Here is a 24,921-nt window from a genome sequence, read left to right as displayed (position 1 = left end):
CAGGTGAAAAGCTGTACGGGTCCATCCGCCGGCGGAACGGGGCCATCACCATGGGGGATATCGGTGCGGGTAGCCATCGCAGCGGGACGGATGACCTCGACCAGGCGGCGGCCACCTTCGAGAGCGTGCGGCCACGCCTGTTCGGAATCGCGTACCGGATCCTGAGCAGTTCCACCGAGGCGGAAGACCTGTTACAGGACGTCTGGGTGCGCTGGCAGGCCTACGACCGCAGCACCGTGGCCGACCCGGGGGCGTTCCTGGCGACGGTGACCACGCGCCTCGCCATCAACGCCCTCCAGTCCGCGCGGGTCCGCCGCGAGACGTACGTCGGCCCATGGCTTCCCGAACCCGTCGACACCGGTAACGACCCTCATCTCGGCGCCGAGCGAGGCGAAGCCCTCGGCTTCGCGGTCCTGCTCCTGCTGGAGAAGCTCTCGCCCACAGAACGCGCGGCCTACGTGCTGCGAGAAGCGTTCGACTATCCCTATCGGCAGATCGCCGAGATCATCGAGGCGAGTGAGGTCGCGGTGCGGCAACTCGTCAGCAGGGCACGCAAACACATCGTCTCCGAGCGCCGGGCACCGGTGAACCGAGCCGACCAGCGCAGACTGCTCACCGCCTTCGTCGCCGCCGCCCGCTCAGGCGACCTGGCCGCGTTGGAAGAGCTCCTCGCCGCGGACGTCATCAGTTACTCCGACGGCGGCGGCGCCGTACGGGCCTCGCGCATCCCCGTGATCGGTGCGTTCCGGGTCGCGAAGTACATCAGAGCGTTCGCGGACCGCTTCTGGGCCGGGGTCGAGGTGGAATGGGCCGACGTGAACGGGCAGGCGGCCGCTTTGCTGCGCCACGACGGCGAGCTGTTCACGGTCCTCACCGTCAACGCCTCCGGCGAGGGCATCGACCAGGTGCTGTGGATGATGAACCCCGCCAAGATCGCCGGACTGTCCACCGCGACCTGACCCGTCGCACGCAGGGTGCGGAGTGGGTACGGCCCAGATTCGGGCCGGACGCGTAGAGATTGGTCAGGGTCGTGCCGGGATGCGCGACGGTGCTGACGACGCCCCACCCGCCGGCCTTGCTGCGCCGGTCCAGTTCGAGCCCGAAGAGAAGGTTGGCCAGCTTCGACTGACCGTACGAGCGGATCGGCGAGTACTTCCGTTCGCTCTGCAGGTCGGCCCAGTCGACAGCGGCGGAGCGGGCCGCGCTGCTGGACATCTGGTGACTCGCGCCCCTCTGAGGCGCAGCAGCGGCAGGAGACGTGCCACCAGCGCCACGTGGCCGATGTGGTTGGTGCCGAACTGCAACTCCAGGCCGTCCGCGGTGGTCTGCCGGGTGGCGGGGGCCATCACGCCCGCGTTGTTGATCAGGATGTCGATCGGGCGGGCCTCGCGTCGAAGGGTGGCGGCGAGCGCCGCGATCGATTCCAGCGAGGCCAGGTCGAGGTCACGAGTGGAGACGGCGGCGTCCGGCACAGCCGAATGGATCTTCTGGACAGCGGCGGCGCCCTTGGCGGGATTGCGGAGCGGCAGCACGACCTCGGCCCCGGCCCGGGCCAGGCGTATGGCCAAGCCGAGACCGAGCCCGTCACTACCGCCCGTCACCACGGCCACCTTGCCGGTCAAATCGGGCACACTCACGGCATCCACAGCAAACCTCCTGGTCAACAGAGAGTTCCGGTCTGCCGACAAGACAGGACAGGGTCCCATCTGTGACGCGCGCGAGCCGCGGCGGTGACGCCGACCCTGGGCTATTCCACCAGTGCGCCGAAGACGTAGGTCCCGGGAGCGCTCGGGTTGTCGCCCGCCCAGAACTCTGTCCAGTGGGTGCGGAACTCGTCGCGGGTGAGGTGGCCGTCACCGTCCAGGTCGAGGCGCGGGAAGATCTCGTCGGTCGCCGTCGGCGTCCCGTTCCACGTCTCGACGAGCACGCCGTACTCGGAACGGGAGATGAGGCCGTCGCCGTTGAGGTCGACGGCCTCGAACATCGCGTCGGCGGTGGCGGAGACGGCGTCCGCCCTGTCGCCGAGGCTCTCCACGACGAGGAGCACCTCGTCGAGAGTGACGGCGTTGTCGCCGTCGGGGCCGGAGGCGGCCTGGAGCACCGGCCACCAGCCGGTCATGACGGCGGCGAGTCGCTCCGGATCGACGGATCCGGCGACGTCCGTCCAGCGGCGGGCGAGCGCCTGGAAATCGGCCTCGGTCAGCCGGCCGTCTCCGTCCACGTCCATCGCCTGGAAGACTCCGCTGACCTTTTTCCGCTGGAACTCACTGGCCACATCTGCCTCCGTTCTTCGGGGAGACTCCATGCTGCCAAGACGTCACTTTGGGTGACAATACACACTAGGTGACTAATCCGTTACAGTCATGGCGGCCTGCCGGGGCCGATCCGGAGGCGCGAGCCGTGATCTTCCGTACCAGCCGTGCGGCCGCCGCCCTCGCGGTGGTCATCATGTGCACGACAGCGGCAGGTTCCCGCCGGGCCGGGGTGCTCCTCGTACGGCAGGCGCGTGCGGGAGACCGTCAGCCCTTCCGACCCGGCATCGGAGAGGCCGACGACTGTTCGTGCGGCAGCAGGTATCGCCAGGAGAGCGTGAAGATCGTCCCTGAGCTGGTCCTGAAGAGCGACCGGTCGTATTTCCGCCCGGCGGGAACCGCCTTGGTGATCGCACTCACCGCCGCCCCCTCGACGTCCTTCTGCCAGACCGGATCCACCACGCCCGAAGGCTCCGGAACGCCCTTGGGCCAGGGCGACGGCTTGCCCTCCGCCGACTCGACCCCTTCGGCGACCACCCGGACCCGGGTGGCGGCATAGTCGGCGCCCTCCGCGGCGGCCCGGGTCGCCAGGCCCTCCATCAGCTTCTTCGCGTCCACTAGCTGCTTCGGGTAGAAGGCGGCGAGCTGTTCCAGGGCCGGGACCCGGACCTCCAGCATCTTCCCGTCCTTCCCCCGTACGCCGAGGACGGTGTCCGGCACGTCCGTCACCGACGGTGCGCCCGGCTTCGGCTTCGCAGTCGGCGGTTGCCCACCCAAGTACTTCTCCATCCGCGCGACCACCTCGCCCGTCTCGGCATCGGTGAGCGTCATCTGCTTGCTCGCATCCACGATCACCAGGCCGTCGCCGTACACCACCACCCTCGGCGGGCGCAGCACGTTCATGGTCGCGGTCACGAACCCGCCTTCCGCGCCCCACAAGGCGACCGGCTTCGCCGGCCCGTCGTCGGCCGCGGCCGCCGACGTGTCCGGTTCCACTCCTCCGCAGGCCGCGGTCAGCGCCGTCACCGCCATGAGCAGGATCATTCGTAGTCTCATGCCTCGAACACGTAAGCACCCTGACCTTGGTTCATCCTCTTCAGACGCGGCGTTGCTGACGCTTCGTTGAACGGAATAATGTCGGCGCATGCCAAGGGGAACCTCAGAAGTCAGTGAGCCGATGTACTTCGTGCTCACCGCCCTACGCGTCGGCCCGCTGCACGGCCACGCGATCAGCAAGTCGATCAAGGAACTGTCCGGAGGCCGGGTCCAGCCGTCGGTCGGCACCCTCTACGGCATCCTGGAACGCCTGAACGAGCGAGGCGTCATCGCCGTGGACAGGGAGGAGACGGTCAACGGCCGCAACCGGCGTTACTTCCGGATCACCGACGAGGGCCAGGCGCTGGTGGAGGCCGAGGCCAGGCGCATGCACGAGGCCGCTCAGCTCGTGCTGCGCCCCACCACATGACCCCCGCCTTTTCCCAGTCGACGACCGTCCTTGAACGTCGCTATCGCAGGCTGCTGCTCGCGTACCCACGGAAGTACCGGGAGGCGCACGGCGACGAGCTGCTCGACGTCCTGATGGAGTCGGCCGGCCCCGGCAGGACGGTCCCGGTGCTCAGGGAGGCGTGGGGGCTGCTGGCGGGCGGCGTGCGCAGCCGCATCGCCCACCAGGCGACGGGCAACGCGTGGGCCGACGGCCTCCACCTGGGCGTCACGGCCGTGGCGGCGGCGAATCTGGCGGCGCTGCTCCCCTACCTGGGCGCGATGACGCCATGGACGCTGCTGTCGGCGCTGGCGCTGCTCGCGATCCTGCGCGGACGGCCGCTGTTTGCGTTCCCGTTCACTCTCCTCACCGGCACGAAGGCGGTCGCGGTCGCGGGCGGATGGCAGGCGTTCGACCTGACGCTGGTGCCGGTGGACCCGTCGTTCCTCACCGACCGCCCCCTGTTCGCGGACAGCAGCCCCTTCACCGTGGCCGCACGGTACGCGGTGGTGCTGCTCGGGTTGCTCGTGCTCGCCTCGAGAAGGCAGGAGGCGCCGCGGGTCCGGTCATGGTGGTGGTACGCGGCCGCCCTGGCCGTCGCGTGGGCGGGTCCTCAGTGGATGGAGGAGACCACAGGGTTCCCGCTCAGCCTGAGCAGGCTGGCGGTGGAGACGGCGGCGTTCGGGCTCGCCGCGACGGGCTGCTATCTGACCCGCGACCACCGGTGGGCACTCGGGTCGGGCATCTACCTGCTGGTGACGTCGGTCGAGCTGACCACGCACGCCGAGCAGCTGACCAGGCAGCACCTGGCCTACTGGGGCGTGCTGGCCGTGCTGCTCCTCGGGGCCGCCTGCGCACCTTTCCGACAGCGGCGGCATTGCCTGGATTGACCATACTTCGTTTAACGGAGTATCTTCTTCCGTCATGACGTGGAAGACGCTTCCTACTGCGTTGCTGGCCCTGGCCGTCCTTTGCGGCTGCGGGGGCGCCGCGAAGACCGCCGCCACAGCCGCACCCAGCGCGGCGGCCAAGGACAAGAAGCACCAACTCGAAGCGGCCAAGGCCGACTGCATGAAGCAGAAGGGCTTCAAGTACGTCCCGTACGTGTATCCGGAGCCGAAGGGCACCGATGAGGGGCGCCGTCGAGAGGCGGGCGACTACCAGGCGATGCGGAAGTATCGCGAAAAATACGGGTTCGGCGTCTTCGCCATGCACGTCTACCCCAAAGAGATGGGCAACCCGCAGGTCAAGCCAGACAACCCCGGCGAGGTCGACCCCAACTGGAAGATCCAGTCCTCACTCTCCAAGGCGCAGAATCAGGCGTACCGGAAGGCGATGGAAGCATGTGAGATCACGACGGCCAACCAGCTCTTCGGCCTGAAACTGCGGCCGGGCACGAGCTACTTCCAGCAGGCGGGCGAGGCCTCGAACCGGGCCGTCAGGACCACGGTCAACAGCGACCCCGAGCTGGTGGAGCTGGCCGCCGCCATGGCCACATGCCTGAAGGGCAGGGGCTACGCGATCGCGGACACCTCTCCCGCGGCCATGGAGCGCCGCGGCTGGACAGAGTTCGCCACCCAGGAGGACAAGCTGGGCAGGGCACAGATGGACGACGTGCCCGACGTCGCACCTCCCCCGAAGGAGGACGAGGTGCCGACGATCCACTCACCGACGCTCACCCCCGAGCAGGCCCGGCCGTACCTGACCAAGGAGATCAAGGCGTCCCTCGACGACCTGGAGTGCGACAGGGACTTCTACCCCGCCTACCTCCCGAAGGAGGCGGCGATCAGAGGACGGGTCAACGAGCAGTACGGCATCTGAATGAAGCCACGCAGGCTCCTCGCCGGCGTCATCGCCGGTGTCGTGCTCGTCGCCGGGGCGGGGTGGGCGGTGAGCACGCGGTTACGCTCCCCCGCCGACGAGGCGGCCCGCCGGGCCGCGCCCAAGGCCTCGCTGGTCACCGCCGCCGTCGAGCGCCGCACGCTGGTCAGCACGGTCGTGGTCAGCGGCACCCTGGAGTACGGCTCGCCGCTGCAGGTCAGCCTGGCCGGCGTGGTCGGCGGCACGTCCGAGCTCCAGCGGGCCACCCGGGCACCGCGCCGGGGCAGGCTCAAGGAGGGCGCGGTGCTGATGGAGGTCAACGGGCGCCCGGTGTTCGCGCTGCGCGGTTCCGTGCCGATGCATCGGACCATCGTTCCCGGCGCCAGGGGGGACGACGTCCGGCAGCTCCAGCGGGCGCTGCGCCGGCTGGGGTACGGCGCTCCCGTCACGGGCGTGTTCGACCGGGCCACGATCGCGGCGGTCACCCGGATGTACACGAAGAAGGGATACGAGGCCCAGCAGCCCACGCTGGCCGACCGGCAGCAGTACGACACGTTGCGGAAGGCCGTGCAGACCGCCCGGGAGACCCTGGCGACGGAGCAGCAGAACCTGGACCGGGGACGTGACGTGCGGCCGCTGACGATCAGGCTCGCGAACGCCAAGGCGGACCTGACGTCGGCCGGGCGGGCGCTCGAGGAGGCCGAGTCTCAGGAGCTGACGCCCGAGGACGAGGGCAGGCTGGCGGCGGCGGACGCCGCCGTGCGCGCGGCGGAGGAGAAACTCGCGCAAGCCGAGCAGGAGCTGGACGCGGCCAGGAATCCGCCCACCTCGGCGGCCACCGCCACGCCTCACCCCACGGCCGCACCCTGGCGCACCGCCTCCGCCGACACGAGCCTGCTTGAGCTGCGGGTCGAGAACGCCAGGGCCGATCTGACGGCGGCCCGGGATGCGCGGGGCCGGGTCATGGAGGAGGCGCGGCAGGCCAGGGACAAGCGGATCGAGGAGCTGCGCAAGGCCGTGCGTGCCGCGAAGGAGGCCAGGGCCACGGCCGAGCAGGCGCTGCGCCAGGCCAGGCAGCTCTCCCCCACCAGGCTCAAGGTGGCCGGCGCCCGGAAGGACGTGGCGGCGGCCGAGGAGATGCTGGCCGAGTTCACGCGCACGTACGGGACCTCCATCCCGCCCGGCGAGGTGGTGTTCCTGCCGAAGCTGCCCGCGCGGGTGGAGAAGGTCTCGGTGAAGCCGGGCCAGCAGGTCGAGAAAGAGATCGCCACGGTCACCGGCTCCGCGTTCGCCGTGACCGGGTCGGTCGACGCGACGGAGTCCGACCTGCTGCGTGTGGGCATGCAGGCGCGCATCGAGCTCGATACCGGCAGGACGTACGCGGCGACGCTCACCGCCGTCGGCGACCAGGCCAGGACGCCCGGCGCCGAGGCACCGCCGAACGGGACGCAGCCGGTCCTGCTCACGCCCGCCTCGATGAAGGGGCTCAAGGCGGGGACCGCGGTGACGGCGCGGGTGACGGTGGGCGCGACCAAGGAGCCGGTGCTGGTCGTGCCCGTGGCGGCCGTGGTCACCGCGGCCGACGGCAGGGCGCGGGTGCAGGTGGAGTACGCCACCGACAGGACCAGGGAGGTCGAGGTGCGCACGGGCCTGACCGCCGACGGCAACGTCGAGGTCACCGGCGCGCTCAGGGAAGGCGACCGGGTGGTGGTCAGCGGTGCCTGAGGCGGTGATCTCGCTGGTGGACGTCGTCAGGGAGTTTCCCGCACAACCCCCGGTCCGGGCGCTCGACGGCGTCACGCTCCGGGTCTGCAGGGGCGACTACCTGGCCGTCGTGGGCCCCTCGGGCTCAGGCAAGTCCACGCTCCTGAACGTGCTGGGCCTGCTCGATCGTCCCAGCTCAGGCAGCTACCGGCTGGACGGCACGGAGACCACGACCCTGCGCGACGGCGCCAGGACGAGGTTGCGCGGCGACCGGATCGGCTTCGTGTTCCAGGCATTCCACCTGCTCTCCCACCGCAGCGTGGTGGAGAACGTCATGCTCGCCGAGGTCTACCGGAAGCAGGGACGCGGGGGCAGGCGGGACAGGGCCCTGGCGGCGCTGGAGCGAGTCGGCCTCGGCCATCGGACGGGTTTCCCGCCCGACCGGCTGTCCGGAGGCGAGCGCCAGCGGGCGGCCATCGCCAGGGCCCTCATGGGCGAGCCGTCGCTGCTGCTGTGCGACGAGCCCACGGGCAACCTCGACAGCCGCAACACGCAGGCGGTGCTGGACCTGTTCGACGAGCTGCGGCGGCAGGGTCTGACGATCGTCGTCATCACCCACGAGCAGGAGGTCAGCGAGCGGGCCGGGCGGCGGGTACGGATCACCGACGGCGTGCTGGTGGAGGAGTGACATGCACGTACGCGACCTGATCGAGGAGTCCGTGGCCGGCATGCTCGCCAGGCCGGTGCGCTCGGCGCTCACGACTCTCGGGACGGTGCTCGGCATCACCACGCTGGTCGTCACGCTCGGCGTGGCCGCCACCGCGGGCAACCAGATCGTCGGCCGCTTCGACGAGCTGGTGGCCACGGCCATCACGGTCGAGGTGCCCGAATCGCCGGGCACGCCGCTCGTCGGGTGGGACGCGATCGACCGGCTGACCAGGCTGCGCGGCGTGGAGTCCGCCGCGGCGGTGGCCGAGTCGAAGGACGGCGCGAACGTGCCGGTGCGCTCCAACGACATCGTCGACCCGACGCGGGTCACCACGCAGTCGCTGGCCGTGCTGTCCGCGACGACCGGGCTGCCCGAGGCGGCGCGCGGCAGGATGGTGCGGGGCAGGTTCTACGACATCGGCCACATCCGGCGGCACGACCGGGTGGCGGTGATCGGCGACCAGGCCGCCGAACTGCTCGGCGTCACCCGGCTCGACCGAGCTCCCGCGATCTTCATCGGCACGCACGCGTACACGGTCATCGGGATCCTGGGGGACCTGCGCCGCGAGCGCGATCTGAGCACCGCCGTGCTCGTGCCGCCCACCGTGGGCAGGCAGTTCGGGCTACGGGACGTCACCAGGGTGCTGGTCAACACGAGCCTGGGCGCCGCCGAGCTGATCGCCCGTCAGGCGCCCACCGCGCTCAGCCCCGGGAACGGCGACATGCTGCAGGTGGTCGCCCCGCCCAGCCCGACGAGGGCGCGCGACCAGGCGGAGGACGACGTCAACGCGCTCTTCCTGATCCTCGGCCTGGTCTCGCTCGTCGTCGGCGCGGTCGGCATCGCGAACGTCACGCTCGTCACGGTGATGGAACGCGTACCGGAGATCGGCCTGCGCCGATCGCTCGATGCCGCCAGGCGGCACATCGCGGCCCAGTTCCTGCTCGAGTCGACGCTGATCGGCCTCACGGGCGGCGTGATCGGCGCCGCCGTGGGCATCGTCACCGTCGTCGCGGTGTCGGCCGCCAAGCAGTGGACGCCCCTCCTGGACCTGCGGCTGGCGGTCGCGGCCCCGGTCGCGGGGGCCGCGGTGGGGCTGCTGGCCGGACTTTATCCGGCCCTGCGTGGGGCCGGAATGGAGCCGGTAGAGGCGCTCAGATAGCGCTGTAGACAGATCCCTGTCCGCCGACGACGTGTCAGCTCCGAAGCCGCACCTCTGGCCCAGAAAGGAGAAAACGACCACAGGGCGCTCTTTTCAGAGAGAGCGCCCTGTTCGTCGACGGAGCCGCCTGATGGAATCGAATTCTTGGCCTACGCATCACGAGCAGGATCGGAGATGTCGACAGGCGGCCCGCAGTCGGCACGAGCCCCTGCTCCGGACAGGTCTCCAGCCCTCGGGGATTCCACACCTGCCCATGGACATCACGGGCTGCCGTCAGCGCCCCACGTAACACCTCGCCGGCCGAAACCGGTTCGTCCTCGCCTGGCCCGCCGCGTCATCGAGGACGACTGGAGCATCCGCCGCGCGGCCGGCTTCCGAGTGCCCCATGCCACCCCGGCCCGCCCGCTACCGCACCCATTCCAGCAGGTGCCGATACGGCTTCGTGTCGCGTATACCCCGATCCCGCGCGCCGGCGCCTGATTCCCATACGAAGCGCGGTGGTTGACCCTTGAATAGTTCACGATCGAGCTGTTAGCGTCACCAACCAACCTTAAAGGCTGGATTCAGGACGATTTCGGGCTTTCGGAATCGGGGCCAGCCAGACCGCGGCAATGGTGCCGCGGTCTCACCATTCAAGGAGCAACGCATGCAGCATGCCCTGCCCAAGCGACGCCTCGCGGCCACCGCCGCGGCGTTCGCCATGGTGGGTGCCGCCTTCCTTGGAGGCGCGACCGACTCGGCCAGCGCGGCCACCACCGACGAGCCGACGTCGACACCGGTCAACGTGGACATCCCCGACGGGATGCTCATGAGCTACGTCGTCAACGCCCGGATCGCCAACCCCGGCCAGACTCGTCTCGTCGAGCGCGCGGTCGAGGCCGCCGGAGGCGTCGTCATCCAGTCCTGGCCCGAGATCGGCGTGGTCGTCGCCCACTCCGACCGCGCGGCCTTCCGCACGAACGTCACCGCCAAGGGCGGCAACGCGGTCGCCTCCGTCGGCGCCACGCGCACGGCCGGGGTCTCCGAGGGAACGCCGACCGACCTGGCCCCGCCGTGGGGCCCCGGCGCCAACGGGTACAAGAAGGGCGCCAAGAAGCCGGACAACGGCGACATCCCCTCCGACCCGCAGCCTGGCGCGAGCCTCGACCCCAACGAGGGCGTCCAGTGGGACATGCAGATGATCAAGGCCCCGCAGGCGCAGGCGATCTCCGACGGCAACCGCAACGTCCTCGTCGGGGTGCTCGACAGCGGCATCTCGCCGACGCACCCGGACCTCAAGGCCAACATCGACGTCGCGAACTCGGTCAACTGCAGTAACGTCGGCCGTCCGGACCAGACGCCGTTGGCGTGGCGCCCCACGACGAGCGACCACGGTACGCACGTCGCCGGCACCATCGCCGCCGCCCGCAACAACGTCGGCATCGTCGGTGTCGCGCCGAACGTGCGCCTGGCGTCCGTCAAGGTCGTCAACGACGACGGCTTCATCTACCCCGAGTACGCCGTCTGCGGCTTCATGTGGGCGGGCCTGAAGCACATGGACGTCACGAACAACTCCTACTACGTCGACCCGTTCGAGTTCTGGTGCGACGACCAGCCCGACCAGGCCGCCAGCAAGGAGGCCGTCCGGCGCGCCGTGGAGTGGGCCACGAAGCAGGGCGTCGTCAACGTCGCCGCGGCGGGCAACTCCAACTACGACATGGCCAACAAGACCGTGGACACGGGCAGCCCCAACGACGCGCCGAAGCCGACCGTGCGCACGATCAACAGCGGCTGCAACGACATCCCGGCCGAGCTCGACGGCGTCGTGACGGTCGCGTCCCTGCAGCGCGTGGGCACCACGCTGGACAGCGTCCGGTCGTCCTTCTCCAACTACGGCCTCGGCAAGATCGACGTCGCGGCTCCCGGCTCGTCGATCTACTCGACGACGTGGAACACCCGGACGGGGGCCGACGGCTACGGCACCAAGAGCGGTACGTCGATGGCGAGCCCGCACGTCGCCGGTGTCATGGCGCAGATGAAGTCGGCGCACCCGTCCTGGTCGCCGGCCACGATGCTCAGCGAGCTCAAGGCGCGGGCCGTGTCCAAGCCGTGCCCGCAGAACACCGCGGCCTGCACCGGCACGGACGACGACAACAGCTTCTTCGGCGCCGGTGTCGTCGACGCCCTCGCAGTCGTCAAGTGAACTGACCCCGGTCTTGAGTGACTGACATCACCGCGATGGGCCTGCACCGTCATGACGGTGCAGGCCCATCGCCATACGGCGAGCAGCACCCTCCACGCCGGTCGGTTGACGGGGATGGGTCTTCGGGGGGCGCGTACGGGGTTTTGCGAGAGAGTGGCGCGGGAACCGCGTTGCGGCGTGTAGTGTCGGAGTAGAGGTTGTGTCGAAGTCCCAGTATGCGTTAAAGCGCTTGCTGAGTTTATGACAGCGGGCGTTACCGTACGGAGCCGAGGCTTTCCCAAGGCGGTCGGTCGCAGCAGCCCGAGGACCACGTCCGTGGCTCTCGAGATCGTCTCATCAAGGAGAAAGCAGCATGGCTCAGGGAACCGTCAAGTGGTTCAACGCCGAAAAGGGCTTCGGCTTCATCGCCCCCGACGACGGCACCCCGGACGTCTTCGTCCACTACTCGGCCATCGACGCCGGCGGCTACCGTTCGCTGGAGGAGAACCAGCGGGTTGAGTACACCGCGGGCCAGGGCGCCAAGGGCCCGCAGGCCGAGCAGGTCCGCCCGCTCTAAGCGACGCTTCACCGCCGATGCCGGGCACACTGAGACGTGGCCCGTCATCCGACGGCATCCGAGGCCCCGGGCTCCTTACGGAGTCCGGGGCCTCGTCATGCGGACGCACGTCTTCGGCGGCCGAGGTCGCCGTCCGCGTCCGCGGGGAGAGACAACGCCGCCGGTGCCGGGCTAGGCCGCCCCGCCCGGCTGTCGGCGGTCTTGCATGTGCCTGCCGTCCCGTCGGCTCAGCGGTTGGTCCACAGGTGCCAGAACCAGTCGCCCTCGGAGCAGGTGTAGTGCTCCCAGTGGCCTCGGTCGATCCCTCCCTGGCCGGCCGCCACACAATTGGAGTGGCTCGTGTACCAGTCGCGGTACACATCGTCTCCGGCGGGCCGCTGAGCAGCGCCGGCTTCCTGGAGCGCGACCACGCCCGGCGGCAGTTGCGCCGGCAGGGTGGCCGCCGTGGCAGGCAGGGCGACGGTGCCGACCGCCACTATCAGAGCGGCGGCGCCGGCCAGGCGGCGGGCGAGAGCGGGAACGCGGGACAGCGTCAAGGAAGCCTCCTCGGCAGTTGTGGTGTACTCCCAGATCTTGATGCCACTGTCAGTTACATCGCAACTACCGTAAGTGACACAGTCGGCTGTCGGCCGGATAGCCCCGTTCGCGGTCAACTCGCCTCCCTCCGCACGTTCGGCCCCCTGTCCCGTTCGGATCACGGCTCGTCGACCTTCTCGGACCCGGCTCCCGATCAGCGGGCGGAGCGGGGCAGCGCCTGGACCAGGGCGGCGACGGCGGCGGCCAGGCCGACCAGGAGAGCCAGGCCGAGAGCGAAAGCGTGCGGGTAGTGGACCGGGGCGGGAGCGCCCAGGGCGCCGTAGAAGACCATCCCGACCAGGGCCACCCCGATCGCGCCGCCCGCCTGCTGGGCCGTGTTCAGGACGCCCGAGGCCGCTGCGGCGTGCCGGGGATCGGTCCCCGCCAGGACGATCGCGGGCAGCGGGGCCATGATCAAGCCCATTCCCGCGCCGGCGACGAGCAGGCTCGGGATGATCCACGCGACGGGACGCCCGGCGCCCAGGGCCGAGGCCGTCTCGGCCAGAGCCGCGTACCCGAGTGCGACGACCAGGGCTCCCACGGTGACGACCTGGCGGCCGAGCCGGGCCGCGACGCGTCCGGACAGGGCCGAGGAGACGAAGTAGCCGAGGCCCAGGGGAAGGAAGATCAGGCCGGAGCCGAGAGCGTCCAGACCGCGCCCCTCCTGGAGGTAGAGCGCCAGGATCAGGAAGAACGAACCAGTCGTCATCGCATAGATCAGGCTGACGACCACGCCCGTGGAGAACGAGCGGTGCCGGAACAGCGCCGGGTCGATCAGGGGCGCGGCCGTCCGGCGCTGGTGCAGGACGAAGGCGGCCAGGAGGGCGACGGCGGCGGCCAGGCAGAGCCACGTCCATGCCGGCCAGTTCTGCTGCTGGCCCTGTACGAGCGGGTACACGATGGCCACCAGGCCCAGGCCGGCCAACGTGGCACCGGTCAGGTCCAGACGGGCCCCGTTGGCCCGTGATTCGGGGATCAGCCGCCGGGTCAGCAGCAGAGTGACCGCGCCCACCGGGACGTTGATCAGGAAGATGCTGCGCCAGCCGAGGCCGGCGATGTCGGCCCTGATGAGCGCACCGCCGATGAGCTGCCCGAACACGCCGCCGAAGCCGAGGGCCATGCCGTAGGCGTTGAACGCCTTGGTGCGGTGCGCGCCGGTGTAGAGGGTGTTGATGATGGCGAGAACCTGCGGCATCAGCAGGGCCGCCCCGACGCCCTGGGCGACCCGAGCGCCGATGAGGAACCCGGCGGTCGGGGCCTCGCCGCAGGCCGCCGAGGCCAGGGTGAAGACGGCCAGGCCGATCGAGAAGAGCCGCCGGCGCCCGTACAGGTCGCCCAACCGTCCGCCGAGGACGAGCCCGGAGGCCAGGGCGATGCCGAATCCGGCGACGATGAACTGGATCGCCGACGGGCTCGCGTTCAGCTCGTGCTGTGTCGCGGGGATCGCGACGTTGACGATGAAGAAGTCGAGGGTGGTGATGAAGACACCGGTGAGGAGCACCAGCAGGCTTCCCCAGCCGGCGCTGCTGCCGCTCGCCGCAACCCGTGTCGACCGCGGTGACGTGATGGTCGTCAATGTTCTCCTCCTGCTCGCGCCGTTCCACGCTCAGCTTCGCGGGGGTACGGCATCGCGGCGATTACGCACGAGGTAACGAGACCTGCGCGGATGCGCTGGGCAGGGCCCGCCGAGGTGTACGGCCCGCGCGCCCTCCACAAGCTCCAACCGGTCACAGGCGAGGAGCGGGCCAGATTCGGCATGGGCATTCGAGCCCATATTCACGTGCCACGGGAGTCGTCCGCGCGTGTCATCGGGCTCAGGAGGCCCTTGCCATGGCGAGGGTGTCGCGGCGTTCCTGGAGATGGGCCCATCCCATGAGGCCGAACAGGACCGCGAGGAGGACGGCGGAGGAGCCGGCGGTTCCGAGGTCGAGACCACCCTTGGTGGTCGGCTTGGTGAGGAGATCACCTGCGGTGGCGCCGAAGGGCCGGGTCAGGACGAAGGCGAGCCAGAACAGCAGCACGTTGGGCACGGCAGGGACGTACTTCAGGGCGAGGAGCAGCGCGAGCAGGGCGGTGATGAACACCACGCCTCCGCTGTAGCCGAGACCTGAGCTGTCGGAGAGGAAGTCGCCCAGGGAGGTGCCGAGCGTGTTGGAGACGAGGATCGCCGACCAGAAGAGGGCTTCGCCACGGAAGGTGTCGATGTCGCGGATCGCGAAGGTCAGTCCGGTGAACTTCCAGATGACGAAGATGGCGATGAGGATCGAGATCAGGATCGCGGCGCCGGCGGGGTAGCCCAGGCCGAGGCCCTGTGGCCCCCAACCCAGCGACGTCGCTCCTTTGGGCAGGTATTCGGCGCTGGCGTCGCGGTTCATGAAGTCCGACATCGTCGTGCCGGCCATGCTGGTGGACAGGATGACCGTCCAGTAGAAGAAGGGGTTGTACCGCTTGGAGGCGAGCTGGATCACCAGGGTGACAAGGAAGATCAGGAACAGCGCGACCGTGGTGAGGAAATAGCCGATCTTCAGTGTCTGGGAGAACAGGTCGCCGGCGGTCTCACCGAGTGTGGTGGCGGCGACCTTCATGATCCAGAAGGTCAGCGTGACCTCGGGCAGTTTCTTCATCACATATTCGCCGGGACGCTGTATCCCGTGCGTGTCCACGCGGGGTGTCTGGTCATCGTTTCGCACGGTCTGGTCCTCTCACTTCCCGTGACAGATGCCTGCGGGGATGCGGTACGACGCTCCGGAGCGGCTGACTCCGCAGTCGGCGGCGCGACGGCGAGAGGGTGAGGCGGCCAGATGCTCCGGGTCCGTGGGAATGCGAGTGCGAGGCCCCCGGAATGCGGCGAGCAAGACGACTCCCCCTGCCCCGCCCCGCGGACTCTCGGGATGAGATGCAGAAAATGATCTACTGATATCTGCTCACACTCGCTTCCCCTGCACACAAGCGCAGTCGCCAGCGAATCGGCGCTCGTCCAAGCGCCAAGCAAGGGCGTCTCCAACGGCGGATACCCGCCGGGCGGAGTCAACCGAAGCCGCGCTGAGCACTATCAGTAACCATCACACCACGCAAGGCTACCGACGCAGGGCGGGCGACGCGGGAGGATCGGGTAAGTGAAGACGTAACTTCGCCCCAAGGGCTCGACCTACGGCACCCGCTTCAGGAGAGCGGTGGTCCTTCTGCTTGAGCTATGGCCTCGACCTGACCAAACGCCCTGGTCGGCCGTTGGGGCCCACCTGATCATTTCGCGTACAGCTCGCGCGTCATCACGTCGCTGTCGGGGGCGGCGTGTGTCACCCGTTCCTCGCATGGCACGTGTTCTGCGCACGATGGCAGAGGACGGGGAGTCCACTCATTTCGTCCAGTACCACGCGATCGCCCAGCGGCTCGTTGAGCCTGATGACGTCCTGGCCGAACGCGCCGACGCCTGCGCAGGGCCCGTAGCCCCGATAGGGCATCTCGAGTCCCAGCACCACCACATCTGGCTTCTCGCTGGCCCGTAGGGTGACATCGAACGGTTCTTCACCGGCGCAGAAGCCGTAGCCGTACTTCACCAGCAGCGTGTGTTCGTCGAACACCTCGAGGTCTGTGATCCCGTCACCCCACAGACGTTCACCGACCGCGTCTTCAATGGTATCGATCGCCTCCTGATCGACCGCGACGCGGTCAATCGGGTCGGGGAGATTCGAGAAGTGCAGTCGCCAGGCGGGTACGGTCGCCATGCCGCGTGAGGTCTTCAGCCGCATGGTCGTGAACGTGGCGCGGGTGAGCTTGTACTGCTTGTCGTCGGGGAAGGTGTACTCCTCGGGCCAGGGGGACAGGGCCATTAGCGCCTCTCGCGGTCCAACCACGGGGACCTGCATCGCGGATCCGTCGTCCCACTGGATCTGCGCCCTGGCCGGGGGAGCGGGCAGCGGTCCGGCCACGACCCAGCCGTGCTCTTCATAATCGATCTGCTCGCTCACCTCCTGAGGTATCTTGCTCAGGTCCTCAAGTGGGACGAAACCCTTGCGCCGGATCTTCTCGGCACCGCTGGTCCGCCAGGTTGAGGCGGCTTGTGCGGCCTTCTCCTCAAACGTCGGTCTCAACAAACCAGAGCTGTCGCTGAGGAGCAGCGCCACCGTCAGAAGCATCGCGGCTAATCGCACCATGTGCCGATCTTGGCAAAGTGCCGCCGCTGACGTCGGTGGCGCCGACCGACCTTGCCGGGAGAATCCGAGGTTGTCTTTCCTTCTCCGCACGGCACACGAATGGAGTCGGACGACCTCGGGCGAAGCTGTGAGCGATCCGAAAGGCGACCGGACTCGGCGACATGCGCCGCGCCCTCGGCAAGCTCGGCGAGGCCCTCGGGTAGGCCGTACCTCTCTCCTGAAACAACGTCCCGGAGTTCAGCTTCGGGACGTCTTCAGTAGTGAGGGTCCTTACCTCCACACGCCTCGATCAGCCAGTACAAGGAGCCGGTGCCGAACGGCCATCCCGTCGTGGCCACGTCAATCCAGCCCCGCTCCGGCTCATCGTTTCCGGCGTTCCACCACCACCAGCTACGGTCATCGCCTTCGCCCTCGATCGGATCGAAGTAGTAAAGCCAACCTGACAGAGTCCAGGGCCCCTGTGCTGCCACAACCTTCTCCTGCGGTGCCAAGCTCTGCCACCACGCCAGCCATTCAGCCGCATCCTGTGTCGGATCAGCCGGTGATTCCGGTGCGCAATTTTCAACGAACCACGACGGCAGCAGATCCGGCCAGTCATCCTCCGGCGGCCACGACGGCACCCGCTCGACAACGCGGGTGAGGACCTCCCCCGCACGCGCGACAACGTCCACGGGGTTCTCCGCCGCGAAGAACACGCGCACGATGAAGGCCGGCTCATCATCGCCTGGCGGCCCGAACTCGATACGGTGTAACTCATCCTCCGCGATCCTCATGATGCGAGAGTCTGAGGCACGGCCTTCTCGTCCGCACCTCCGTATCGCCGGCCCGTGCTGAGATCCGGCTCAGTTGAGCACGTGAATCCGCGGCGCTTCGGCGCTGACAGCCAGCGTCTGGTCACAGTGTTCGCAGACCAGCCCCGCCGGACGCACCAGGTTGGTCTGGATCGAGTTCTGCCCGGCCTGCCCAGCTTCAGGACAATAGGAGCCCAGATGCAGGCGTACCCACGGGATCGTGCTCGGCGCCATCGCCCTCTGATCCCGCTTCGCATCGTGAAAGGGTGCCCACCAGAAATCGACGAGAACCCTGAGTGAGAGGCTCTGCGATCCCTGAGCGTGACCGAACGCCGTGATCTGGACGGCGGAATAGTGCTCCCCATGCTCGTCGTCCGCGGTGCATACGGCTCGCTCGGCACCGCGCTGGAGAATGGTCGTACGGCGAGTCCGTTCGCAAATGAAACAGTCCAAGCTCAGCTCAACCTTGTCGTTCCAATACAGGTTGTGAGCGATCGACCGATGGACGGGCTCGATCAACAGAGCGGCGCTGATCTCCACACGTCGCAACATCGCACTCCCCCATGGCATCCACGAGACCGTTGCTGTTCAGCGTTGCTGTCACTGGAAGTCAGCTATCGCCACGGTCTGCCCCGAACACTTCACTACGAGAACTCGGCGATCTTGGGCGCTACGGTGTATGAATCGCTTCGGGCCCTTGCTCATCCCGGGACGATTGCGTAAGGGGATGTCGCTGTGCAGGACCGGGCCAGCGCCCGCACGCCACTGTCGGCCCCGGGCTTGTCGATCATCACACACACCCGGGGAAACGCACCTCTTTCAGGTCTTCCGGGACCAGAGCAGGCAGAGGCTCGGCTTCCCCGGTCTCGATGTCGATCCGGTAGTAGTTGCTGGGCCCGTAGCCGTAGGTACTGATCACGAAGGTGTCCGCACTGGTCCAACACTCGACCTTTCGGGGCCTCGCGGTCGTGGGCAGCCGCATGCTCCGGCGACCTGTGCGCCGACCGTACCGCGTGAAGCGATTCTCGTCATCGTCGACGTCGATCCACGTCCTCCCGTCGGGCAACGGGCCCACGTGGTCCAAGTCCCCCGTGCTGAACAAGACGGTGCCACTGAGATCGACCGCCCGGACACCCTCCCAGTCATCAACCAGCAGGGCCTGCCCGCCGGCTAACCAGCCGTACAGTGTCGACTCCGGCCCAAACCCCGGGACACGCCGCCGCTTGCCGTCCCAGACATACAGTTTGTCCTCGGAAGTGAACGCGAGGCGGCGACCGTCTGGAGAAAAAAACAGGCCGTAATCCGACACATCTGCCTTCGAGATCCTGCTGATCTGTCCCGACGGAAGGTCATACACGACGACCTCGCGCTTGCTCCGGCTGTGGTAGGCCAGCCTACGGCCGTCCGGGCTGATCTCGAGGTCGCTTGGGGTGGCGTCCTCGACAAGCAGCCGTTGGTTCGACTCGGTGATGACGACCCAGTAGCTTCCATCGGTGAGCACGGTTACCGGCGCATCGACGCGGTAGGCGTACCGGATCGTGGCCCGCATAGGACCGCGCAATGGATTGAGCTCCGAAAAGGCAAGGGCGACGAAGGGAGCGCGGCCTGCGTGCTGTCCAAGCGAAGCATCCAGGACCGAGCAATAGGCCACCATGAGGACAAAGGCGACAAGGCAGACAATCAAGGCACCGCACCCGGCGTGATTCCGCCCGGGCTCCCGCTCGGCGACCGCAGGAAGATCCTCCGTCATTGCCCGTAGCGTGCCGGCGAGAGCCATGCCATCGGTGCCCAGAGCACGAAGCCCTTTCTCGCCCGCCCGCCGCACGGCTCTTCTACTTCGCCCACACAAATAGGCGGTCTCCTGCTCGGTCCAGCCGTCATGGTGCAACGCGACCAGGACGGCACGCTGCAAATTGGAGAGTTCCTTCCCCCAGCCCGGATCGGGCCAGACGCGGAAGAGGCTGAGATAAGACCGATAGAGCGAGAAGAAGGCGTCCTTCGTGCCTTCCCTGTCGCGCAGTGCCTTCTCCGCCATGCGCCGGGCATACGGCGTGCGTCCGCCCAACAGCGACGCCGTACGGCGGACCTGCTCGTACCAGTCCGACATCAACGGACCTTCCCGAAGACGATTGAGTCGGAGTATGGGATGCCAATCGAGATGAGCTCGCCCGTTCTGGCGTCGATGGCTGTGTAGTCGTCCCCGTCCTCGATATCCGCGTCTCGTGCGACCAGGGTGTCGGCGCCCGCCCACTGGAATTCGCTGAGTTCAGAGGGCAGGACCCGCACCCGCCGCCCGGTTGCGGTCTCGTACACCGAAGTCGGCTCCCCGAAGTCGATGTACCACCGCAGATCTGCGGACATATCAAGGGGACGCTCCTCCTCCGACCGGAAGCGAGTCGCCGTGCCGTCGAAGCGGATGGCATCGATCGAGACGCCGACACCATCGCAGCCCGCGCTGCCCATCAGACTGTCGCCGGTCAGCCCGTAGGCCCAGCACACCTGGTTGAGTGTCCTTGTCCGGCCCGTCTCGAAGTCCGTGACGAATGTCCGACGGTTCTCCCTGGTGGACACGGCAAAGTGGCGGCTGTCGGCGGAACTGGCCACCGAGGTGATTGCGAGGATCTCCTCAGTGGTGAGGCGTGGTGTGATCGGCCGGGTGAAGCCGGAGCGGAGATCCTTGGCGAGGTAGCGGAGCTCCCTCACGTCCAAGTAGGCGACGCGGTGTCCGTCCGGGGTGATCTCGATGGGGATGGGGTCGGTGTCGTAAATCGACATAGAGCGAGCGTGGCTGGCGGCCGTTCTGAGTTCGATATCCATGCCGAATGGCACGTGCAGTGTCCACCCCACGCAATCAATCACCGTCCCGGCCGCGGGCCTGGGCTCGGACTCGGACTCGAATAGGTCGCTGGGGCACGATGTGGGCTCGCCGTACGTGACCGCCTGGATATTGCGCCCGAACGCCCCCTGACAGGCGGCCAGACCCACGAAGACCGCGGCGATGCCCGTCCATCTACGGATGCGTCTCCAACGCGAGAGCCTCACCCACGAATGTGCCACAGCAAACAGTGATACACAGACGCGATCACAAACGAATCAACGTCTAACCTCGGACGTCTGCGGACAGGCGTCGACGCCGGATCTGGCGCTCATCCGCCATCAAGGCTTTTGAACGACGATCCCTTGCTGGAAGAGGACGATGCTTGTTGCTGTTCAGCGTTGCTGTCACTGGAAATCGAAAACGCCCCGGAGCGTGATCGCTCGGGGCGTTTGGGCCGTTCAATGAAGGTGGTCAGGGGCAGGGTCGAACTGCCGACCTTCCGCTTTTCAGGCAGACCGACCGCTCTGCTCCGCTCAGCCGACACGAGGCCAGAAGGCTGTGGACGGCTGCCGCGGTGTGCTCGTGGTGGCCGACGTTGTCGTCACTGTTGTCGTCACCGTTGTCGTCAGCCCCCTGTCCTGTAGTCGGCGGCACAGGCTCGAAGCGTTCCGAGAATCCTCGGCAGCTCACCCTTCGCCTTCATCCCCGGAGGGAGCTTTTAGTCATCCGTGGTTGCGGCGTCTCGATAGAAGGAGCAGGCGGGACCGGCGTCGGCGGGTGCGGGCGGGACTGCGCCGGCGGGCCAGGGGCGGGCGTTCAGGGCCTCGAGGGCCTGGCGGGCCATGGCCAGCTTCTCGTAGACGAACAGGACCGGGTGGCCGGCGGCCATCGTGACCGCGATTCGCAGGGCGGCCTGCGGTCCTTCGGCGGTGGCGAGGCCGATGCCGGGCCGGGCCCGGCGCATGGCCGCCATGATCAGGCCGGTCATCTCACCGGGGCGGCGGCCGCGCTTGTCGGCGTCCTCGTAGACGACGACCCGGCCGAACCACGCGGCGACGGCCTCGGCCGAGCGGGCCACCAGATCGTCGCGGCGGTCGCCGGGCAGCGTGATCGCGGCCACGGGCTCGCCGCCCCAGACGTCGCTGATCATGCGGCCGGTCGCGTCGAGCGCGGCGGCGTTGTGGCCGTAGTCCAATATCACCGGGCCGCCGCCGGCCAGGTAGACGTTGCCGCGCCCCGGGTTCGACTCGCCCGGCGTGAACGTACCCAGCGCGCGCCGGATGTCCTTGGCGCTGACCCCGAGCCCGCGGCAGGCCGCCACCGCGGCCAGCGCGTTCGCGACCACGTGCGCGGCGAGCCCGCCGAACGCGCCCGGCAGCTCGGCCACGCTGAGCAGCGCCCGATCCCGGTCCGCATCGAACTCGACCAGCTCGCCGTTGCGAAGCTCGTACGCCAGGCCGCCCGCCTGCCGGTGCCGTTCGATGACCGGGTTGCCGTTCACCAGGCTGAAATACCTGATCACGGACGCGTGCCTGCGCACCCGCGGCCGGTCGGCGAGCGCGGCGACCAATGGGTCGTCGGCGTTCAGCACCACGGTCCCGCCCTCGCGAACCTCCTCGGCGACCAGCGCCTTCACCTCGACCAGCTCGTCGAGATCCTCCACGCCGTCCGCGCCCAGGTGGTCGGCGGTGATGTTGGTGACCACGGCCACGTCGGCCTGGTCGTAGCCGAGCCCACCGCGGATGATCCCGCCGCGCGCCGTCTCCAGCACCGCGGCCTCGATGCTGGTGTCGTCGAGCACCATGTCCGCGGACCGCGGGCCCGAGGCGTCGGCGTCGTAGACCAGCCGGCCGCCGGAGTAGACCCCGTCCGTGGTGGACATCCCCACCCGCATCCCGGCCTTGCTCAGGATGTGGCCGATCATGCGGACCGTCGTGGTCTTCCCGTTGGTCCCGGTGACCGCGACGACCGGGACCCGAGATGGGGCGCCGGGCGGGTACAGGCTGTCGATCACCGCGCCGGCCACGTCCCGCGGCGCCCCCTCGGCCGGGGACAGGTGCATCCGCAGCCCCGGGCACGCGTTGACCTCGATCACGGCGCCAGGCTCGGCCCCGCCGTGACCGGCCCCGCCGCACCACATCGGTGCCGCGATGTCGGCCAGCCGCACGTCGATGCCGCAGACGTCCAGGCCGACCACGGCCGCGGCCCGGCGGCACATGTCGGCCACGTCCTCGTGCACCAGGTCGGTCACGTCGCGGCTGGTTCCGCCGGTGGACAGGTTCGCGTTCCGGCGCAGGGTCACGAGCTGGCCGCGGGCCGGGACCGACGCCGGGCCCAGGCCCTGGGCCTCCAGGTGCGCGAGCGCGCACTCGTCCAGTTTGATCTTGGTCAGCTCTCGGGAGTGGCCCTCGCCCCGGCGCGGGTCGGCATTCACCACGTCGACGAGTTGGGTGATGTCGGAGGCACCATCGCCGGTCACCGAGGCAGGCCGCAGCTCGGCCGCGGCCACCACCTGGCCGTCGACCACCAGCACCCGGTAGTCGGTGCCGGGCACGAACCTCTCCACGATCGCGCCCTCGCCGTCGGCCGCCGCCTGAGCGTATGCGGCGGCCGCGGCCGCGGCGGTGGTCACGCCGACGGTCACGTTGGCACCGTGGTTGCCGTGGAGCGGTTTGATCACGACCGGCCCGCCGAGCCGGCCCAGCGCCCCGGCGGCGTCGGCCGCGCTCCAGGCCACCACCCCATCGGGCACCGGGATGCCCGCGTCGGTCAGCAGCTGCTTGGCCAGCATCTTGTCGGCCGCGATGTCCACACCGATCACCGACGTCTGCTCGGTCAGCGCGGCGCACACCAGCCGGCGATAGCGCCCGTAGCCGAGCCGCAGCATGCTCAGCCGGCCGACCCGGCGGACCGGTATCCCCCGGCGGCGGGCCGCGCCCGCGAGCGCGGCCGTGCTCACGCCGAGGCGCTCCCGCTCCACGATCCGGGCGATCCTGGTCAGTTCGCGCGGCAGGTCGGGGATGCGTTCAAGGAGAATGTGCTTGACCGTGGTGATGGCCAGTTCCAGCAGCTCGGCCGGCACCGAGGACTGCGCGGGCTCGTCCTGCGGGCACTCGGTCATCACGTCGTAGCGGCCGTCGGCGCCGGCCCACATGGTCCGGCCCAGGTACACGTCGCGGCCCACCAGGCTGGACAGCTCCAGCGTCACGTGCTCGGTGACGTGGCCGAAGTAGGTGCCCCGGGCCATCGCCTCCAGGAACCCGCCCGGACGCCCGGCCGCGCAGTGGTGCTCGGCCAGCCCGGGCAGGGCCGCGGTCAGCCGCCCGGCGAAGCCCGGGTATTCGGTGGTGCTCCGGCCGGTCAGCTCCTCGAGCTCGAGCCGCGCGACGGTGACCGGCCGGGTGCTGAATGAGTTGGGTCCGCTCAGGTGACGCAGGTCGTCGAGACGCACGTGACACTCCCCAAGGGTTGGGCGGATGATCGGGCCGGCGGTGATCAGTACCAGTCGTGCGCGGGCCCGATGGTGGCCTCGCGGGTCGCGATGTCGAAGACGCACCCGGCGGGCAGCAGGTGCAGCCGGACGCCGAACAGGGTGATCGGGTCTTCGTCCCCGGCGGCGTGGATGACCGTGGCGTTCCGCCCGTCGGCCACCGTGGCCACGCCGGCGCCGAGCACCTCGAAGCGGGTGCCGTCGACCAGGATCCCGGTGTTCTCGCCGATGCCGACGCCCAGGTGCTCCAGGTCGAGCGCCATGGCGCTGAGCAGCCGGGGGAGCCGGCCGCGCTCGCTGAAGTGCATGTCGATGATGAGCGCCCTCGGGAGCAGGCCGAGCCCCGGGCCGGTGCGGACCGTGGCGACGGACACGCCGGGGCCCTCGCCGCCGAGGATCATCGTGCGGCCCATGGCGGTGGCGCCGGCGCTGGTCCCGGCGATGACCGCGCCGCCTGCGCGCAGCCGCTCGCGCAGGATCTCGTTGGCCCGCGAGCCGACCAGGGCGCGCAGCCGCGACTGGTCGCCGCCGGAGAAGAACACGCCCGTGGCGTCGTCGAGGAGCTCGGCCGCGTTGTCGCCGTCGGCGTCGGAGCGCCCGCGCAGCCGCAGTTCCCTGGTGTGGTCCACGCCGAGCTTGCGGAACACCCGCTCGTAGTCGGCGTGCACCTCCTCGGGCGCCCCGGTGGCCGTAGTGACCAGCACGATCCGGGCCGCCTCGCCGCCGGACAGCTCCACAAACCGCTCGAGCAGGCCGGAACCGCGGCACTCGGCGCCCCCGATGATAAGCAGGCGACCCGGATCAGCAGGCTTATCCCCCTCGTCCGCGTCCATGCTCCCTCCTCGACCAGTTGTTACCCTTAGGAATCGAATATCATCCGAGAGTAACTTCATCCCGTATGGACCGGTTTGGGAGCCCGGGTGCTCGCGTGACTCGGAGCGCAAGGCGCCACGGACGTGCCGGCCGTGCCCCGGGCCCCGAGCGCTGCCTGGACAGCTCCTCGGGCGGCTACAGCGCACCCCGCCCGCACCATCACCAACCTCAGCCGCCATACGCGCCCCGGTTGACGTTGCGGCACTTCTACGCGGTCCGGAAGCGCGCCGGGCTGGAGACGTACCGATTTCACGACATTCGGCACACCGCCGTCTCGTTCCTCCTCGATCTGGGCGTGCCTCCGCACGTGGCCCGCGAGATCGTCGGACACAGCTGAAGACGCCATAAGGTCT

At 69.0% G+C, this 24,921-nt stretch carries 23 protein-coding genes and 1 tRNA gene; 10 read left to right on the top strand and 14 right to left on the bottom strand.

From position 1 onward, the window contains the following. Window positions 1-50 precede the first annotated feature (50 nt). Entirely contained in the window at window positions 51-959 is a 909-nt protein-coding gene (locus FLW16_RS16875; protein WP_142561043.1) for an RNA polymerase sigma-70 factor, read from the top strand. A gap of 63 nt (window positions 960-1,022) precedes the next feature. Here the strand turns inward: FLW16_RS16875 and FLW16_RS16870 are convergent, their stop codons facing one another. The 3 genes from FLW16_RS16870 to FLW16_RS16860 all read right to left on the bottom strand — a co-directional run bounded on the left by FLW16_RS16870 (window position 1,023) and on the right by FLW16_RS16860 (window position 3,308). Beyond that, a complete protein-coding gene (locus tag FLW16_RS16870) occupies window positions 1,023-1,646 on the bottom strand; it encodes an SDR family NAD(P)-dependent oxidoreductase (RefSeq protein WP_312847138.1) in 624 nt (207 codons plus the stop codon). Window positions 1,647-1,747: 101 nt separating this feature from the next. Beyond that, window positions 1,748-2,275 (bottom strand): EF-hand domain-containing protein, encoded by a 528-nt coding sequence (locus FLW16_RS16865; RefSeq protein ID WP_185949453.1) that lies wholly within the window; start codon window positions 2,273-2,275, stop codon window positions 1,748-1,750. Window positions 2,276-2,519: 244 nt separating this feature from the next. Further along, window positions 2,520-3,308: a hypothetical protein gene (locus tag FLW16_RS16860; RefSeq protein ID WP_142561041.1), complete on the bottom strand. Its 789-nt coding sequence runs from the start codon at window positions 3,306-3,308 to the stop codon at window positions 2,520-2,522. Window positions 3,309-3,396: 88 nt separating this feature from the next. Here FLW16_RS16860 and FLW16_RS16855 point away from each other — a divergent pair, with 88 nt between their 5' ends. The 8 genes from FLW16_RS16855 to FLW16_RS16820 all read left to right on the top strand — a co-directional run bounded on the left by FLW16_RS16855 (window position 3,397) and on the right by FLW16_RS16820 (window position 11,866). Further along, a complete protein-coding gene (locus tag FLW16_RS16855; RefSeq protein WP_142561040.1) occupies window positions 3,397-3,717 on the top strand; it encodes a PadR family transcriptional regulator in 321 nt (106 codons plus the stop codon). After that, complete coding sequence (locus FLW16_RS16850) at window positions 3,714-4,625, top strand: hypothetical protein (protein ID WP_142561039.1); 912 nt, start codon at window positions 3,714-3,716, stop codon at window positions 4,623-4,625. Before FLW16_RS16855 ends, FLW16_RS16850 begins: the two co-directional genes overlap by 4 nt. A 34-nt stretch (window positions 4,626-4,659) precedes the next feature. Further along, window positions 4,660-5,556 (top strand): hypothetical protein, encoded by an 897-nt coding sequence (locus FLW16_RS16845; RefSeq protein WP_142561038.1) that lies wholly within the window; start codon window positions 4,660-4,662, stop codon window positions 5,554-5,556. Beyond that, a complete protein-coding gene (locus FLW16_RS16840; protein WP_142561036.1) occupies window positions 5,557-7,281 on the top strand; it encodes a peptidoglycan-binding protein in 1,725 nt (574 codons plus the stop codon). It begins immediately after the preceding gene. Further along, a complete protein-coding gene (locus tag FLW16_RS16835) occupies window positions 7,274-7,948 on the top strand; it encodes an ABC transporter ATP-binding protein (protein WP_142561035.1) in 675 nt (224 codons plus the stop codon). Before FLW16_RS16840 ends, FLW16_RS16835 begins: the two co-directional genes overlap by 8 nt. A 1-nt stretch (window position 7,949) precedes the next feature. Further along, window positions 7,950-9,128: an ABC transporter permease gene (locus FLW16_RS16830; RefSeq protein WP_142561033.1), complete on the top strand. Its 1,179-nt coding sequence runs from the start codon at window positions 7,950-7,952 to the stop codon at window positions 9,126-9,128. A 646-nt stretch (window positions 9,129-9,774) separates the two neighbouring features. Then, window positions 9,775-11,310: a S8 family serine peptidase gene (locus tag FLW16_RS16825; RefSeq protein WP_142561031.1), complete on the top strand. Its 1,536-nt coding sequence runs from the start codon at window positions 9,775-9,777 to the stop codon at window positions 11,308-11,310. A 352-nt stretch (window positions 11,311-11,662) separates the two neighbouring features. Beyond that, on the top strand, window positions 11,663-11,866 hold the full coding sequence (locus FLW16_RS16820) for a cold-shock protein (protein ID WP_139577431.1): 204 nt from the start codon (window positions 11,663-11,665) through the stop codon (window positions 11,864-11,866). Between the two features lie 227 nt (window positions 11,867-12,093). Here FLW16_RS16820 and FLW16_RS16815 read toward each other — a convergent pair whose 3' ends face one another. From FLW16_RS16815 to FLW16_RS16770, 11 genes are all read right to left on the bottom strand, one after another. Continuing rightward, window positions 12,094-12,402, bottom strand: a complete 309-nt coding sequence (locus FLW16_RS16815; RefSeq protein ID WP_142561029.1) for a hypothetical protein — start codon at window positions 12,400-12,402, stop codon at window positions 12,094-12,096. A 194-nt stretch (window positions 12,403-12,596) separates the two neighbouring features. Next, complete coding sequence (locus FLW16_RS16810) at window positions 12,597-14,018, bottom strand: MFS transporter (protein ID WP_221891126.1); 1,422 nt, start codon at window positions 14,016-14,018, stop codon at window positions 12,597-12,599. A 238-nt stretch (window positions 14,019-14,256) separates the two neighbouring features. Continuing rightward, on the bottom strand, window positions 14,257-15,132 hold the full coding sequence (locus tag FLW16_RS16805) for a hypothetical protein (protein WP_221891125.1): 876 nt from the start codon (window positions 15,130-15,132) through the stop codon (window positions 14,257-14,259). A gap of 606 nt (window positions 15,133-15,738) precedes the next feature. Next, complete coding sequence (locus FLW16_RS16800; protein WP_142561028.1) at window positions 15,739-16,596, bottom strand: hypothetical protein; 858 nt, start codon at window positions 16,594-16,596, stop codon at window positions 15,739-15,741. A gap of 254 nt (window positions 16,597-16,850) precedes the next feature. Then, complete coding sequence (locus FLW16_RS16795; protein ID WP_142561026.1) at window positions 16,851-17,369, bottom strand: hypothetical protein; 519 nt, start codon at window positions 17,367-17,369, stop codon at window positions 16,851-16,853. Window positions 17,370-17,438: 69 nt separating this feature from the next. Further along, window positions 17,439-17,927 (bottom strand): hypothetical protein, encoded by a 489-nt coding sequence (locus FLW16_RS16790; protein ID WP_221891124.1) that lies wholly within the window; start codon window positions 17,925-17,927, stop codon window positions 17,439-17,441. A 250-nt stretch (window positions 17,928-18,177) separates the two neighbouring features. Continuing rightward, window positions 18,178-19,494 (bottom strand): PD40 domain-containing protein, encoded by a 1,317-nt coding sequence (locus FLW16_RS16785; RefSeq protein ID WP_142561023.1) that lies wholly within the window; start codon window positions 19,492-19,494, stop codon window positions 18,178-18,180. Further along, entirely contained in the window at window positions 19,494-20,162 is a 669-nt protein-coding gene (locus tag FLW16_RS16780; RefSeq protein ID WP_142561021.1) for a hypothetical protein, read from the bottom strand. The genes FLW16_RS16785 and FLW16_RS16780 overlap by 1 nt, the downstream gene beginning before the upstream one ends. Before the next feature lie 511 nt (window positions 20,163-20,673). Continuing rightward, window positions 20,674-20,744: transfer RNA gene (locus tag FLW16_RS43720), tRNA-Phe, on the bottom strand. Between the two features lie 179 nt (window positions 20,745-20,923). Further along, window positions 20,924-23,656, bottom strand: a complete 2,733-nt coding sequence (cphA, locus tag FLW16_RS16775; RefSeq protein WP_185949452.1) for a cyanophycin synthetase — start codon at window positions 23,654-23,656, stop codon at window positions 20,924-20,926. 44 nt (window positions 23,657-23,700) lie between these two features. Then, entirely contained in the window at window positions 23,701-24,528 is an 828-nt protein-coding gene (locus FLW16_RS16770; protein ID WP_142561018.1) for a cyanophycinase, read from the bottom strand. A 230-nt stretch (window positions 24,529-24,758) separates the two neighbouring features. Between FLW16_RS16770 and FLW16_RS43715 the strand changes: the two genes are divergently transcribed. Beyond that, window positions 24,759-24,905 carry a tyrosine-type recombinase/integrase gene (locus tag FLW16_RS43715; protein WP_221891123.1) on the top strand — a complete coding sequence of 49 codons (147 nt, stop codon included), beginning with the start codon at window positions 24,759-24,761 and terminating at the stop codon, window positions 24,903-24,905. Window positions 24,906-24,921 lie beyond the last annotated feature (16 nt).

Source organism: Microbispora sp. KK1-11, assembly GCF_006874435.1.
GTDB lineage: Bacteria > Actinomycetota > Actinomycetes > Streptosporangiales > Streptosporangiaceae > Microbispora > Microbispora catharanthi.
Note: the sequence above shows the minus strand (reverse complement) of the source record. Positions and strands in the feature narration are given on the sequence as shown.

Coding starts and splice junctions, on each gene's coding strand:
- FLW16_RS16875 (WP_142561043.1), top strand. CDS start 51: ATGGGGGATATCGGTGCGGGTAGCCATCGCAGCGGGACGGATGACCTC.
- FLW16_RS16860 (WP_142561041.1), bottom strand. CDS start 3,308: ATGAGACTACGAATGATCCTGCTCATGGCGGTGACGGCGCTGACCGCG.
- FLW16_RS16855 (WP_142561040.1), top strand. CDS start 3,397: ATGCCAAGGGGAACCTCAGAAGTCAGTGAGCCGATGTACTTCGTGCTC.
- FLW16_RS16850 (WP_142561039.1), top strand. CDS start 3,714: ATGACCCCCGCCTTTTCCCAGTCGACGACCGTCCTTGAACGTCGCTAT.
- FLW16_RS16845 (WP_142561038.1), top strand. CDS start 4,660: ATGACGTGGAAGACGCTTCCTACTGCGTTGCTGGCCCTGGCCGTCCTT.
- FLW16_RS16840 (WP_142561036.1), top strand. CDS start 5,557: ATGAAGCCACGCAGGCTCCTCGCCGGCGTCATCGCCGGTGTCGTGCTC.
- FLW16_RS16830 (WP_142561033.1), top strand. CDS start 7,950: ATGCACGTACGCGACCTGATCGAGGAGTCCGTGGCCGGCATGCTCGCC.
- FLW16_RS16825 (WP_142561031.1), top strand. CDS start 9,775: ATGCAGCATGCCCTGCCCAAGCGACGCCTCGCGGCCACCGCCGCGGCG.
- FLW16_RS16820 (WP_139577431.1), top strand. CDS start 11,663: ATGGCTCAGGGAACCGTCAAGTGGTTCAACGCCGAAAAGGGCTTCGGC.
- FLW16_RS16800 (WP_142561028.1), bottom strand. CDS start 16,596: ATGGTGCGATTAGCCGCGATGCTTCTGACGGTGGCGCTGCTCCTCAGC.
- FLW16_RS16795 (WP_142561026.1), bottom strand. CDS start 17,369: ATGAGGATCGCGGAGGATGAGTTACACCGTATCGAGTTCGGGCCGCCA.
- FLW16_RS16785 (WP_142561023.1), bottom strand. CDS start 19,494: ATGTCGGACTGGTACGAGCAGGTCCGCCGTACGGCGTCGCTGTTGGGC.
- FLW16_RS16780 (WP_142561021.1), bottom strand. CDS start 20,162: ATGTCGATTTACGACACCGACCCCATCCCCATCGAGATCACCCCGGAC.
- FLW16_RS16770 (WP_142561018.1), bottom strand. CDS start 24,528: ATGGACGCGGACGAGGGGGATAAGCCTGCTGATCCGGGTCGCCTGCTT.